15 protein-coding genes are annotated in these 14,351 nt (G+C 39.9%); 5 read left to right on the top strand and 10 right to left on the bottom strand.

Translation table 11 applies throughout. From position 1 onward, the window contains the following. Positions 1–53: 53 nt before the first annotated feature. The 3 genes from RE474_RS00450 to RE474_RS00440 form a co-directional block, all read right to left on the bottom strand. Positions 54–905 (bottom strand): DUF2971 domain-containing protein, encoded by an 852-nt coding sequence (locus RE474_RS00450; RefSeq protein ID WP_309311029.1) that lies wholly within the window; start codon positions 903–905, stop codon positions 54–56. Positions 906–1,747: 842 nt separating this feature from the next. After that, positions 1,748–2,614 (bottom strand): HD domain-containing protein, encoded by an 867-nt coding sequence (locus RE474_RS00445; protein ID WP_309311028.1) that lies wholly within the window; start codon positions 2,612–2,614, stop codon positions 1,748–1,750. 191 nt (positions 2,615–2,805) lie between these two features. After that, positions 2,806–3,441 carry a CDGSH iron-sulfur domain-containing protein gene (locus RE474_RS00440; RefSeq protein ID WP_309311027.1) on the bottom strand — a complete coding sequence of 212 codons (636 nt, stop codon included), beginning with the start codon at positions 3,439–3,441 and terminating at the stop codon, positions 2,806–2,808. Between the two features lie 333 nt (positions 3,442–3,774). Between RE474_RS00440 and RE474_RS00435 the strand changes: the two genes are divergently transcribed. Then, positions 3,775–4,299, top strand: a complete 525-nt coding sequence (locus RE474_RS00435; protein WP_309311026.1) for a GNAT family N-acetyltransferase — start codon at positions 3,775–3,777, stop codon at positions 4,297–4,299. A 270-nt stretch (positions 4,300–4,569) separates the two neighbouring features. Continuing rightward, positions 4,570–4,926, top strand: a complete 357-nt coding sequence (locus RE474_RS00430; protein WP_309311025.1) for a cupin domain-containing protein — start codon at positions 4,570–4,572, stop codon at positions 4,924–4,926. Positions 4,927–5,017: 91 nt separating this feature from the next. Here RE474_RS00430 and RE474_RS00425 read toward each other — a convergent pair whose 3' ends face one another. After that, positions 5,018–5,500 carry a Csac_0668 family 2Fe-2S cluster-binding (seleno)protein gene (locus tag RE474_RS00425; RefSeq protein WP_309311024.1) on the bottom strand — a complete coding sequence of 161 codons (483 nt, stop codon included), beginning with the start codon at positions 5,498–5,500 and terminating at the stop codon, positions 5,018–5,020. 393 nt (positions 5,501–5,893) lie between these two features. On the opposite strand from RE474_RS00425, the gene RE474_RS00420 reads away from it, so the two are divergent. After that, positions 5,894–7,192, top strand: a complete 1,299-nt coding sequence (locus RE474_RS00420) for an ammonia-forming cytochrome c nitrite reductase subunit c552 (RefSeq protein ID WP_309311023.1) — start codon at positions 5,894–5,896, stop codon at positions 7,190–7,192. Positions 7,193–7,385: 193 nt separating this feature from the next. Here RE474_RS00420 and RE474_RS00415 read toward each other — a convergent pair whose 3' ends face one another. Next, positions 7,386–7,640 carry a DUF504 domain-containing protein gene (locus RE474_RS00415; RefSeq protein WP_309311022.1) on the bottom strand — a complete coding sequence of 85 codons (255 nt, stop codon included), beginning with the start codon at positions 7,638–7,640 and terminating at the stop codon, positions 7,386–7,388. Between the two features lie 336 nt (positions 7,641–7,976). Between RE474_RS00415 and RE474_RS00410 the strand changes: the two genes are divergently transcribed. Then, a complete protein-coding gene (locus tag RE474_RS00410) occupies positions 7,977–8,768 on the top strand; it encodes an META domain-containing protein (protein WP_309311021.1) in 792 nt (263 codons plus the stop codon). A gap of 103 nt (positions 8,769–8,871) precedes the next feature. Here RE474_RS00410 and RE474_RS00405 read toward each other — a convergent pair whose 3' ends face one another. The 5 genes from RE474_RS00405 to RE474_RS00385 all read right to left on the bottom strand — a co-directional run bounded on the left by RE474_RS00405 (position 8,872) and on the right by RE474_RS00385 (position 13,956). Beyond that, positions 8,872–9,597: an MIP/aquaporin family protein gene (locus RE474_RS00405; protein ID WP_309311020.1), complete on the bottom strand. Its 726-nt coding sequence runs from the start codon at positions 9,595–9,597 to the stop codon at positions 8,872–8,874. Next, positions 9,594–10,733, bottom strand: coding sequence for a phenylacetate--CoA ligase family protein (locus RE474_RS00400; protein WP_309311019.1), 1,140 nt, complete (start codon positions 10,731–10,733; stop codon positions 9,594–9,596). Before RE474_RS00400 ends, RE474_RS00405 begins: the two co-directional genes overlap by 4 nt. Before the next feature lie 89 nt (positions 10,734–10,822). Further along, complete coding sequence (locus tag RE474_RS00395) at positions 10,823–12,286, bottom strand: radical SAM protein (RefSeq protein WP_309311018.1); 1,464 nt, start codon at positions 12,284–12,286, stop codon at positions 10,823–10,825. Between the two features lie 52 nt (positions 12,287–12,338). Continuing rightward, the gene (locus RE474_RS00390; protein WP_309311017.1) at positions 12,339–12,797 is read right to left on the bottom strand and encodes a DUF7479 domain-containing protein; all 459 of its coding nucleotides are present in this window, start codon (positions 12,795–12,797) and stop codon (positions 12,339–12,341) included. Between the two features lie 46 nt (positions 12,798–12,843). After that, positions 12,844–13,956, bottom strand: coding sequence for a uroporphyrinogen decarboxylase family protein (locus RE474_RS00385; RefSeq protein WP_309311016.1), 1,113 nt, complete (start codon positions 13,954–13,956; stop codon positions 12,844–12,846). 183 nt (positions 13,957–14,139) lie between these two features. Between RE474_RS00385 and RE474_RS00380 the strand changes: the two genes are divergently transcribed. Continuing rightward, on the top strand, positions 14,140–14,277 hold the full coding sequence (locus RE474_RS00380) for a hypothetical protein (RefSeq protein ID WP_309311015.1): 138 nt from the start codon (positions 14,140–14,142) through the stop codon (positions 14,275–14,277). Positions 14,278–14,351: the final 74 nt, after the last annotated feature.

Raw genomic sequence — 14,351 nt, 5'->3', positions numbered from 1 at the left:
AACTCTAGAAAATAGCTATGTAAGTATGTGTTTCAATAGTTCCGATCAAAAAGTTATTTTAAATAGTGTTCAATTTCTATTTTAATTGGAAGCAATGTTCTATCCCCTTGATATTTTTCACATTTGTAAAAGTGAACATCAAATCCTTCATCAAGAAAATATTTTTTGATGCACTTATATATTTCTAGTATATGATTATGTGGGGTGTTTAATCCAAATATTATGCCTACTAGTGAACTTTTATCAAAAGTTTTTAAAATCCCCTTTTTCTTAGATGAGTTATACTGAAAATCAATTAACCTATATTCTTCCTCATATACCCAATTTAATTTTTTTGTAAGCAAACAATTTCTTAAATCATCCATTTTTGCATTAAAATAGTGAATTGGTTCAGGAACTGCATCTGAGTATTTCATTTCATATAACTCTAATAGTTCTGAATCAAAATTGATTGCAAAAAAATCAGGATGTTGTACCGCCTTAAGACAAAGACAAATACCTTTATTATTATCGGCGTAGTGACTCCACATTACATCATTATTATTCTTTTTAGTTAAAGAAAGTATTTTAAAATTATCTCTAAAGTCATTCATTGATGCTTCGCTTGGCTTTTTTAGATAATTTCCATCATCAAGTTTTTCCAAATTTTCACTAATATAGTTATCAATTTCATTGTCAGTAACTCTGTATCCTACCAAGTCAATATAAAAATCTATCAATTCAGCTTTAGTTGCTTTTAAAACAACATCAATCTGAGAATCAAATAAATCATTAAAACACGAGGGGGATGAAAACCACAACTGATTGTTTTTCAACATATCCAACTTGCGCTTATCTAGTTTTTTGCCTCTAGATACTGATAAATATTTGTAAAATATAGAGTCTGAACTGTTCTCTCTACTCATAGAAAAAACATAGACTTACAATGTATTAATTTTTTGTTAAAAACAATTTTGAATCTACTGAGCAGAATCTAATAACCTCCTCACCGCTGGAGTATTCAAATTGAGATTTCCATCCCTTATCCTTTTCTGCATATCCCACAATGTAGTCTTTGGAATTCCTAATTATTTTAAAATCAATAGTTTTTAATAATCTTCTCTCCTAAAATACGATACAAAAAACTTAGAGATGATTTCTTTTGACTTATGTATGTAAACATTGCAAAAATCCAGTAAATTCCTTCACTCATTTTTGTACTCATTGTGGGCAAAGAGTAGAGGTTATTGATCCTAATTCCATCAAATCTGAAAATAAGCAGTATGCTGTAAAGCCTACAGGCATAAGAAAAGGACCACATTACAGATGTAACGCATGTTTTACTGTTTTCAAAGATAAAAGCAAGTGTATTTCACATATTAAAAGATGTCACACGTTGCTATATATGAAAAATAACAGTTCCTTTCATGAGTTATATACCCTTAACGGCATAAGTGTCTCTAAACATAAAAAACAAAAGACTTCAAAACATAAAAAACGAAAGACCTCGAAATGAGGTTTTTTTAAATATTTAATCTTTATCACTTTTCCCACATCTCCAACCTTTCCCTTACATGAGTATTCATAGTAAATGGCTTATCAGCTTTAGCATTCTTCTTCATTTAATGCAAAGTACCTTTTGAGATTCCCATCTTTTTCCAGTCTGAATATGAGATACTCAGTATTTTCTGCCTTATTTCGTCTGAATTTTTTGTTCATCCAGTTATTGAACTCTTCAGTCACCTTCTTAGCTCTTGAAAGTTCGTGCCTAAGAGAACAATTCTTCCACACATTCCTTAAGATCACGGTAGGCGCGGGTTTCTGCTATGTTCTGCGGACCCGTAGCTAAAGCCTCCAGCATTGAGTGGTAGTACCATTCCTGTTCTTCCTTTGGTGCGTTGAACTTGTCCCAGAATCCTTCTCCTTCCATCTTTAGTTCGCTGATGAGGTCCCTGATATTTGCAAGCTTGTCCGCACATGAGAGAAGTTTGATCTCACGGTCAGCATTCATTATCTCTTTTATGGTGTGTTCCTTCCGCTGCTTCCAGGTCTGCGCTTTGTCACCGGTTGCAGGCTGCCTGAGCTCTTCGGGTTCGGTAACAGCGTTCACGTAATCAGCAACCTGCCTGCCGTATTTCTTTGATATTGTTTCAATATCTACATCGGTATCCTCAACAACGTCATGGAGCAGTCCTGCAATAACAAGCTCAAGAGACGCATTCTCTTTGAGAAGGATGGACGCTACATCCATTGGATGAGAAATATATAGAGTACCGGACTTCCTCATATCGTTATTGTGTGCACCAACGGCAAATGCAAATGCATCAGCAAGTTCTGTCAGGTCTGCTTCCTTGTGTACCTCATACTTTTCCTGGAGGTCATTCAACTGTATCCTGTAGTTTGCCATCCTCACGTGTTCGTAAACGGTTAAATTGCCATCTATCTCTGTTGCTATCATCCTGTAAGCATCGCTGGCCCAGATCTTTCTGAAGGGTTCCATGGACAGGTAATCCAGATAACTGAACAGTTCGGGTGTTTCTATGGATTCAGGAGCATCTATCGTATAGATGGTGATTCCGTTCCCTTTTTTCTCAGTACTGCTGCAATATTGACTGATAAGCTCGCGTATTTTCATGATGATAACTTCCTGATAAGTGTAGATAATCTTAATACCGACTTTGCAGGTCTTCACCCATACGCTTTAAAGTTAATGGTATCCCAACCCCGCAATGGAATAAGGTAGACGAGAGTGAGAATGGCCATTCAGACTGAACAGTTTATATTCTCACAACTAACGTTTGAAGACCATATCACAAAATTAGTGCTTCAATTCTTCTCATCCCTGAATTCAACATTGTAGTGACTGCCGTCACAGAATGGTTTATTTTTTGAGGCTCCACATCTGCAAAGGGAATAATGGTCCTGTGTCTCCGGTACTGAGCCATCGGGATCATCAAGTTCTATCCCTGTAACATTATAAGGTCCGTCCTTCTGAATGGAGATTCCCGGTTCTTCCGAGTAATCCTTATGCAATTCCCCGTTGATAGTATAACTCAATGCACCGGAAGGACAGGTCCTTATGAGAGCTGCTATCTCTTCCGGGTCTGCGGCATCGGGATCTGCCCAGGGATCCCTACCCCTTTCAAAAACCGCAGGCAGGTTGCAAACACAGTAACCTGCATGAGAACATACACCTCTGTTACGATGGATGGTGATATTTTTCCCGACATAAGTCTCAATTCTGTCGGGAACCCGGTCCTCTTCTTTTTCCCCGGAAAAACCAATCTTTGCATGTGTCCCATCACAAAATGGCATATTAGCCGAGCCTCCACACCTGCAAAGTGTCATTATGGGTTTTGTCTCAATCAAAACACCTTTTGAATTCCTGAGCGATTTAACGTCTTTCGCAATGAATGGACCATTTTTTGATACCTTTATCGAAGGTCTGACATCTTTATCCACTGATACACCTCTGTAAAGTGAAATCTGTGTGCATCAGATTTTAGATTTTTGCAGGGAAGATATTGTAATAAGATTGGAGAAAATAACGGACAAAGTTAGTCGGTCAGTTCAACAATAACGATTTGCATTCTTGTAGATATGAATAGAGCCAATATACTCTACGCTTGTTTTATTAATGAATGATCAGGATGTCATACAGGTAAAATTTGCCTCAAAAAGGAGGAATAAATATCCCTTCATCAATTTTTGATATTAAAGACCAAAATATACTTCACATAGCATGATATCATTTCACCTTAAGCAAGTAGGTGAACCTTGATTTTTGGAGGCAGTATGGAGAACTTTCTTCAGGTAGAACAAGCTAATCTATCGCACGTTGGCTTTCTTTCAGAATTCGGGAAAAGTTCATTCATATCCGCATATAAACTAACACTTCCTATAGAAGAACTTAGAGCCTATGTTAATGAAGCTTTCTCGGAAGAACTTATCAAATATGAGATCGAAAGCTCAGAAGCTCTTTATTTGATCTGCAAGAATGAAAAAAGAATGATATGTGGCTATGCGAAATTTCTGAATTCTGCGGTACCAGATTGTGTAACAGATAACAAGGCAATAGAATTGCAACGCCTTTATGTCAGGAATGAAGCAAGAGGTAAAGGAGCTGGTGGGCTTCTATTCAAAAATGGAATATCAATATATAAGGAAAGGGGATTCAAAGTATTTTGGTTACGTGTCTGGGAAGGTAATACTGTTGCTCAGAATATCTACATGAAATGGGGATACACAATTTGCGGTCAAGAGTGGTATGAAGTAGGAAAAGAAAAAAGAAGAGTATTAGTAATGATGAAGCAAATTTAAGCAAGGATTGATCTTCTTTCTTCGTTATCAAATCAACATACGTTTTCTAGTTATCCTGCTTATATCAAAGGGTAGATTATAACCTATACATAGGCTATGTATGTTATAGACCTCAGGATAAATTACCATGTCTATAAACTCATTTTTGGTATAGATAGACAGACCATTTTTAGGAGCACAGACATGACATCTCTCTATGTCTGTTAGTATGTTTATTTTCCGTCGATAACTATTTTGCTTGAAAAAACTACTATTAATGGGGGAACAATAATGAAAATATCAAAGCAGGAGTTACCTGTAACACTTGAATCAGATGCTATGGTCATCCAGGAAGTGGTCTGGGGAAATATGCATGTAGGATATGAAACCTACAAAGAACACACAGATCTTGGTCCACTCCTAAAGGGCCTGCCTGATAATAGTTGTCAGTCTTCTCATTGGGGGTACGTGATAAAAGGGCGCATGGTCATCAAATACAAGGACATAGAAGAAATTATTACAGCAGGTGATTTTTACTATCTTACACCAGGACACATAGCAGTCATGGATGCAGGAACTGAGATAATGGAGTTCAGTCCAAACGATGAATACAGCAAGACCATGGAAGTAGTTGAGAAGAATTTGTGATCAAAGAATATAGCATTAGATTAATCCAAATTTGAACTGTATTTTTTTATTTTATAGTTTTTCTTAAAAAGGAGTCGGATTTTTAAAAGTATTATTTTAGGGTTTTATCTATAATTTCTTGTATTATCTGATGACAACACTTGCCTGATGGATTGTTTATCTGGCAATTTGGTTTATTCATTGCCCCTGTAATTTTTATAACTTCTTTCACACTAGTTGCATTGTCGTTAATCACAGCTGTTATAACTTCTTCTTCTGTAACTTTACTGCAATAACAGGCATATTTTGGTTTTGCATCCTTTTTAAACCATATTGGTACTTTTATGTCACTTTTTTTGAATTCAATCTTGAGATCAATGTTATAATACGCAATCTGACAATCTTCATTCATACACAAACAATAGTCGGAAGTACCTACCGTTTCTAGCAGGTCATCAGATATCATGTGCCTTACAGTAATATTCTTTACAAAACTGCCTGAACCACTACAAACAGGACATAAACTATTATTGTCTTTAGTATCCGGTTTTAAATTAGTTTCACAAGGTATTACATTAAGGGCAATTTTGTTCATTTTATGTTTATCTCCTTTTGTACTTGTCATCAACACTTATCTTCACATTTTTAACCTTACACTGACTTTTATGTATATATAGTAAAAACAATCATCCCTTTGTGTTTTCGGTAGCAGATAATGCTAAGGGTATTAATCCTTTGAAATTGTTATGTCAAAATAAAATAGGAAGTAGGTTTTCTACAGAGCCTAAATTCTGATAAATAATTATTGAATCTTTTTCCCATCATTAGAATGCTTTTCTTATCGAGTTATCAATGAAGATGATTCATTCCCACATCTCCAACCTTTTCTTAACATGAGCATTCAAAGTAAACAGATACTGAACAGAACAATCCTGTTAAATAGAATAATATCTGATTTTAATATGGGTTAAATCATGGGGGTAATTATTTGCTGAAATACATTTGTCCAGCTCTGGTTATATTACTTATTTTTAGTAGCACAGCAGAGGCATGGCAACCTGAAACATGTAAAAGTTGTCATATTGAAATTTATGAAAAATGGAACGCTTCAGCACATGCCGAATCACTGAAAGCTGCCGGGGGTTCGGTTCTGAATATTGAAGAATGTACAGAATGCCATCTTGAATCTTCCATCAAAGAAACGTGGGGTCGAGAAGATATTGAAACAACAATTGAACCCATCACCTGTGAAGTCTGTCATAATCCACCGGCTGAAGGTTATAATGCACATATAAATGAACCTTCTTATTATGCACCAGAAGTGAACCTTTCTGCAGAAATATGCGGAAACTGCCATAGAGATGAACATCATCCGATGATCGAGGAATGGGACGAGTTCAGTAATCCGGATTTCAATATAACATCCATGGAAAGTCATTCAGAACCAACCGATATTGCGGAACCGTATATCCTTGACAGAGACAATTCCTGTGTTTCCTGCAAAGCAACAGACGGTGCAATTCCAAATTTAGAAGACCCGGATATCTTCGGACTGAACCTTGATGAGGTTCCTGAACCCTCCGAAGTATCAGAATGGCGTATTACATGTGTTGCCTGCCATGAACCTCATTCAACTGGTTACTGGATAGAGGATGACGTTTTGTTGTGTGGGAATTGCCATAATTCTGAACATGCAGTACCAGATGGACAGACAACCCGGGTATTGCATCCCCAATGGGAAATGTACAATGGATCAATCTATGATACAGGTATCCATCCTGTAGGCATAGGTTGTTCAGATTGTCATATGGTCACTCAGGAATACAATGATACTACCGAAGAATCTGCTATAACCGGGCATACCTTTGATTTCAAGCCTGAAATCCTGTTCAGCCCCAACGCTACCAATGGTTGTTATGATTGCCATCAGGAAGTCTTTATTCCGGTGGTAAAGGCAAAGCAGGAACTCATCGTGAGAAGGATCAATGACCTTGAAACGATCAGGATCAATGCCAGCGAGTCACTGGAAGAATTGAACGGAACCCACACATATGATGCTGCGCTTGCAGATTACAACAATGCTGTCTTCTATCTTGAAGCGGTCAAGGCGGACGGCAGCCATGGTATACATAACATGGAAAGAGCCAGTGAGTATCTCGATAATTCCAAAGAACTCTTTGATTCTGTGATTGAACGTCAGGCAACAATGTCAGAACCAGGCTTTGAATTGATTCTTGCTGTGATCGGATTGCTGGCGGCTTTGTGGACCATGAAGAAGAGAAAGTAAGACATTCATAATTTGCCTTGCTTTCCTTTTTATTAATTAGTTTTTGCAGTTATCGAAATGATTAAAGTTTACTGAATATTTTAGCATTCCCACATCTCCAACCTTTCCTTAACATGTGAGTTTAGAGTAAAAGGCTTATCATTTTCAGCATTCTTCTCCATGGATTAAAAATTGCATATCAAATATGCTATAGTCAATTCTTTACGTAGATAACTTCCCCTTTGTACTTGATTTTAAGTATTCTATGATATGGTATCATAGTATCGGGAGTAACTGTAAAGAATGAATGGCCAATGTCTTCTATATCCTCACCTGAAACCTTTTTTGTGTTTCCAGGTGCACCCCTGTGAATATACTCTATGCTGCATTCATTTATATCAAGATCATCTTTCCATTTCAATTCATTGAATATGTCTCTCGGATGTTTTGATTTTATTGCAGTACTCATAAAATACCTTCTAGAAAGCTTAATATGCTTATTATAAAACCATTCATACAGATCCAATTATCTGTTGAATTCTGTCTGTTCTCTACAATATTAGTTAAGATAAATTTTAATAAATAATTATTGAATCTTTTGACTTATATCGTCTGAATCCTGCCTTTCAACTGCAAACGCAGGCTTACTGAAATCAATACTTCTACACCACACTATCAATCTTTGATTTAAAACAGGCTTACTGACATTGTTATTAAAAGATAGATAAAGACTACAGGTCTGTTCGAAGCTTAAGAAGAGACTAAATAACAACAATTCATACTGGAATGAAGGGAGCAAAAACCTATGCAAAATACGAGAAAAATACTTACTTTACTTTTCATATGTGTTTTAGCCACAGCCACTCTTTTAGTATCCGGCTGTACTGAACCTGTTGATAATTCGGAAGATATGAACAACGAAGAAATGGAAGCTGAAACCATTTCCATAAATGATATAGCTGATATTGAATGGCAATGGTCAGGATTGACTGAGACACTTTCATCCAGCCAGTCCGTAGTTCCTGATCCGGAAAATTATAAAATCGTGTTCAACTCGGATAATACATACTCAATTAAAGCAGACTGTAATGTTGGAAGCGGAAGCTACACACTGGAAGGAAACAACCTTACATTATTACCAGGAATAATGACACTTGTCTATTGTGGTGACGACTCAATGGATAGCCAATATCTTTCCCTATTAAATAATGTGACAACTGTCTCAATGGAAAATGACCAGCTTGTCCTTGTTATAGGAAACAATAGTGGCAGAATGCTATTCGTTGAAGGGGAAGAATCAACATATAACAACGAAGAATCCGAAGCTCTACACATTCTTAACGGAACCATATCTTCAATCGAGGAGGGAGGTTCTTATCCAATGCTCCTGCTTGAAGGTGAGGAAGTAAATAACTCAGGATATACAAAAGGAATTAAATTCGTTATATCCGAGGAAACAGTAATAGTAGACCCAAACGGAGGTCTTTTTGATTCAGAGAATCTAAAAGAAGGAATGAACGTTAGAGTTTTCTTTGGTCCGACATTGACCAGGAGCATTCCACCTATTGGGCAGGCTGAATTAATTCGACTAATTTAAAAATTACTTTTTTTATTTTTTATATACTTGATATCTATTTTTCAAATATACTTAGAAAAGACTATAAAACCTTCACAAAAAAGCAATCTTTTGAAAAACAATCTCAAACCCCATCGCCAACAGCATCCCCACGTTCCTCAACAACAGCATCGCTAATAAACACATTATCATACACTAATGCTGCAACGATACCGCCAATTATCGGACCGATCCAGTAAACCAGATGATCTGTCCAGTAACCTGCCATCAGGGCCGGACCAAATGACCTTGCGGGATTCATGGATGCGCCTGTGACCGGTCCGCCTATAAGGATAGCCAGAAGGACAAAAGCACCGATGGTAAAACCTGCAAGACCTGGTGGTGACCTGCTGTCTACTGCAACACCAAATATCGTAAAGACCAGTAAAAAAGTGAGGATTGCCTCGATTACCATTCCTGCTGCAGGGGAGATGTTTGTGCCAAGACTTGTAGCCCCAAGATGGACACTGCCCACGGCGGAAGGGAACATCTCCATGAGCATAAAACTTGCAGCACAGGCACCTGCCACCTGTGATATGATATAGGCAAAAGAATCCCGGGTGCCCATTTTTCCTGTCACAGACATTGCAATTGTGACAGCCGGGTTAATATGGGCACCTGAGATATGGCCGATGGCATAGATCATCACCATCACGGTTACACCGGTGGCGATTGCCATACCTGTCAGACCGAGGATGCCATGTGATATATGGTCCACTGCGTTAGAACCCGCAGCAATGAACACCAGTGTGAATGTCCCGATAAACTCCGCTATATATTTACGGAGTGATGTGGAGAGGCTTGGGATCATTCACCGGTCCACCGCTCTATATCGCCGATCCTCTGGTCCAGACAGGCCCCACACATACATGTTTCATCGATAATTGAAGTGATATCCCGAGTCCTGTATCGTATAAGAGGCATACATTTTCTTCTCAGGGTGGTGACCACCAGCTCGCCTTTTTCACCAGCAGGCAGCACCTTCCCTGTCTTCGGGTCGATAACCTCAACAAGGAAATCAGGGTTGTTAAGGTGAAAGCCATCCTGATGTTCACACTCGATAGCATTTGCAAGACCAAGCTCTGTCATTCCCCATTGACGCAGAGTCTTACAGCCCCATACGCTCTCGATCATTTCCCGCATGGTCTCCGTGAGGGGTTCTGATGAACAGATGATTCTCTTGATCCCAAGTTCACCTGGTTCTATAAGTTCATGTGCCTGCATTGAAAGATTATAGAGGAAAGATGATGTCCCGATAATAAAGGTTGTACCGGATTCTTTCATAGTCCTGATCTGCTCTCTGGCATCAAGTGAATCCTCAATAACGGAATTAAAACCTCCAAGAGCACATGCCTTACTCAGAACAAGTCCCGGGTCCCATGTTGCTGTGATTGTGGGGTACATTATCTGCAAAACATCATCCTTTGAATCCATGCCTGCCATCTTCAGACCGGATATCACGGAATCCACGATCTCCAGCAGCTCATCCTGAGTATATGCCATTCTTTTCAGCATATTTGTTGTCCCGGAACTTGTGAATTCACGGATTATGTCTTTTCTCGGGACACAAAGGAAGTGATATGGTTTGTTCGCAAGGTCTTCCTGCTCCGTAAGCGGTAGTTTTTCCAGGTCCTCATAACTTCTGAACGTGGAAACATCGATGCCTGCATTTGCATAAAGATCCTGATAATAGGGACTGTTCTCCAGTACGTAACCAAGAACTTCCCTGAACTTGATAAGCTTGTACTCTTTGATAGCTTCCCTGTCAAGCTCAACGCCGCTGAAGTGATTGCTCAGTACCTTGTTACTTTTGATGTCGTTCCTTATTTTTGCAAGTCCCCACTGTTCAAGCGGGTTTCCGTGCTGGGCCTTTATTTTTCTGGAATCAAGCTTTCTTTTTGCCACGTTCATGCGAACAGATGTCTTTATTTTTGTCTGAAGACTCATTTTCTTCCTCCTGTACAATTTCAGACCATGCGGTCATTTGCCCGAACTAAAATAACCGGATAAAATGAAATTTTGAAAATGAAATAGAATTATCGTGCATTCCTGTAAAGAGTATTCCCGTTGCAGTCACTCATATTGTAATTACAGAACGGGACAAAACGCCCGTCACGTGTAACAACATGTATGCAGCAGTTTTCCACACGGTCCTGTTCATATGACCAGGCGTCCTGGAATGCCATTGTTGAGATAGTAAGATAATTGTTCTTGCTCATCTCAATGAAATCAGCCCATCCTCCGCTCTTATCCTTACCGGAACCTGAGTTCTTCGGAAGGATATCGATAAGCGGTTTCTCGCAACATGATCCCTTCACGGTTATGCTGCTCAGAGGCTTTTCACAGCATGAGCTTTTTATCAGCAGGTCACCACATGATGACTTGGAAGTTGAAGTTGAATCCTTTTCAAGACCCTTCCACCTGCCCATAATAGACTTCTTGGTTTTGCTTGCAACATCCGATGCTGACTTGACAGCACCCATTGAAGCATTGGTCAGTGGCAGGAATCCGCCGTTGTCTATCAATGTGAGACATGTGGCACCGCAATGTGCATGTGGCATAAGAGCCGGTGTAAAGTTGCTGACCTTGAGCTGTCCATTGGTCTGCTTTTCAATTTCCCGAAGCAGTTCCAGTATGGTTACCTTGTCCTTCATATCCGATGGTGATCTTCCAGAGTGGAACACCGGCTGGAAATGCACACCCCTGACCGCCGGAACTCTGCTTGCAGCGAAATCTATGATACTGCCAACTTCATGCAGATTGTATCCCTTTGCAACCAGCGGTACCAGAACAACACCGATACCGGCTTTCTCACACCTGTTTATGACCTCGGTCTTTACGTCAAGCATCTTCCTTCCGGTCCTCTGCATGTATATATCATCCGATACACCGTCGAATCCTAGGTAGATGGCATCCACTCCTGCGGCTGCAATTTTATCAAAATAATTCTGGTCGCTGGCTATCCTGATTCCGTTGGTGTTCAGTTCAATGTGATTTATGCCAATTTCCTTTCCCATCCTGATTATTTCCGGAAGGTCGTTTCTGATGGTAGGTTCGCCTCCTGATATCTGTATACAGGTAGGTTCATTCTGGCATTTCTTAACCGTCTCGAACATCAGCCTGATTGTATCCATGTCAGGGTCAAGACTTTCGTCCATTGATGAGTTGGCAAAACAATATGTACATTTCATATTGCACCTGTCAGTGACCTCGACCACTGCCAGGCACGTATCCTGTTTATGAGAGGGACACAGGCCGCAATCAAAGGGACAGCCACGCTGTGTTTCTGTCAGAGGTTCCCTGGCTTTCGCCCTGTCCACATCAAAACATTCCTCCATCTGACGATAATGGTTCACATCTTCAGAGACAAGGTTAATGAAATTGCCGTGGTCGGCACAGTTCTTCATTATGTAGACCTTGCCGTCCTCTACATACTTGATGCCTTCAATTTTAGCAAGGCACTGCGGACACAGACTCTGGACCGTTCCTATTTGTTCCATGTTATCCCTCTCAAAGGTGGTATATTTAGATCTCAGTGATTCTGAGATTTGCTTAAGCTCTCTTTTCTTCCAGAATTGCTTCTGCGGTCTTCAGGGTCCTTGCAACACCATCTGAAACGTAGAATTCATTGCATTTCGGACATACAAGCCCCGGTCCGGGTCTTGTAACACCCATGTATGTCATATCTACGTTCCTTTCCAGTGCAATCTCACCACATTTTGCACATGCCCAGTTACTTGCATCATCATAGTCGATCTCGTTGAGTTCGCCTCCTGTGAGACCGATAATGTTCATTTTGTGGGCATACACATCTAAAAGCTCGGAAGGTGAGTATACAGCATAGACAGTCAGGTTGTCTGCCCCGCCCTTTGCAATGGATATATCTCCATCTCTGGCTTTGAGCTTCTGACCGCTGGATTCCGCGTTGGCTATCAGTTCCTTGATCTCTGCCTCTTTGAAGCCGTTGTCCTTCAGTGTGTTGTTAAGTTCTTCAGTTATTGTGATATCCATGTGAAACACTCCTTGAATTTTATTTATGTTGTTGTCTCTCCTTTCCTTAGAACTTCTCATACTTTCCGTGGTCTTTTGCGGCCTTTACGAGTGCATGGACATTCACAGGCGGTGCATTGGTCGGACATTCACAGGCAGTTCCCAGGATGAATCCTCTCGGACTGTCCTTTCCGGCAATGACCTGCTCCTTTGCCTGTTCATAGACCTGTGCAGGTGTTCCACGGTCTATTAGTTTTGTATCGACCGTACCGAAACAGGTACATCTGTCACCAAAGGCTTCTACGAGCTTGGTTGTTGGGAAGATGTTCTGTCCGTCATATCCAATCTGTACGATGGTGAATGGACTCATTGGAGCGTTCTTCCACATCTGATAGTCATCAGTGTGGTTTCCACAAAGATGGTAGTAGATACCTGGCCCTGCTCCTGCATTCAGGACTTTCCTTACAGCGCGGGAAACCGGCTGGAAACTGAACCTCTTGATCTGTTCTGTGTCCATGAGATCACCGCTGGCGATAACCGAACCGGTGATCATTACGTTTGCACCGTATCTCTCAGAAGTGGCCTTACAGGCACTCACCATGTGGTCTCCTGCCTTCTGACAGAGCTTATCGACTACCTCCGGTTCCGTTATCATCCACATGAATACATCTTCAATCGCAGCCCAGTTGGTTGCAACTTCCATTGTTCCTCCAAGCTGAGTGATAGGAGCGAACATGTGAGGGAATTCCTCTTTACATGTGTCCAGTGCCTTGTAGTGTGTTGTAAGGGTTGGACCTTTAGCAAGTTCATCACTATCCAGTACTTCGAAGTTGTCAACATCTTCAGCGGTCTTTATTGGACGCTTGGTAATACCCGGTGGGGAATTGGTCTGTATCTTGATCTCCGCTCCATAGTCCTGTCCCCAATAATCGGCATACAGGTAGTGTCCTACCGGAGTGACATCATAGAGTTCACAGGCATGGCACACCATCCTTATCGCTTCATCTGGGTTCTGGTAAAAATATCCCGCATTTTTTCTAAACAGACTTGCAGCATGGGACAAAATGATCGGGTCTACGATAACTCTTTCAGATGGTTTGTCAACCCAAGGTGTTGTCCATAAACTTCCTGCATTTTCTAGCCAATTTTCATCTATTGGTGCATAGTCTTTTGCTGGCATGATTTGATCACCTATGTTCTTATTTTATCTAGCAGAAATGGAGGATGTTATATTCTCCAGTCCCTGCTATCTATGTGGTAAGTAATTGTTTCAGGCCGGGAAGACTAATTCAAGCCGTAATTCCTGACCATAAATAAGTAGCAGTCTGGAAATATTTATAATAACTCGAGGTAATTAATCAACATGCATATTATTATCAATGCAGCATCAAATGTTCAAAGAATGGTTATAGCAGAAGATGTAATCCTGAATGATACCATGCAGGAAAACTGTAATGAAGAAAAAAAGAAGACCTTTGATAATATCAAGACCATGAATTAAATCATCTGTCCGGAAGAATTGAACTGATCAGAAAATAAACCAGAAAAAAGAGTTTTCCAGATTACTGGAATTAT

Origin of the sequence: Methanolobus sediminis (assembly GCF_031312595.1) — an archaeon.
Lineage (GTDB): Archaea > Halobacteriota > Methanosarcinia > Methanosarcinales > Methanosarcinaceae > Methanolobus > Methanolobus sediminis.
The sequence above is the reverse complement of the archived record's forward strand: the minus strand, read 5'-3'. Positions and strand labels throughout refer to the sequence as shown.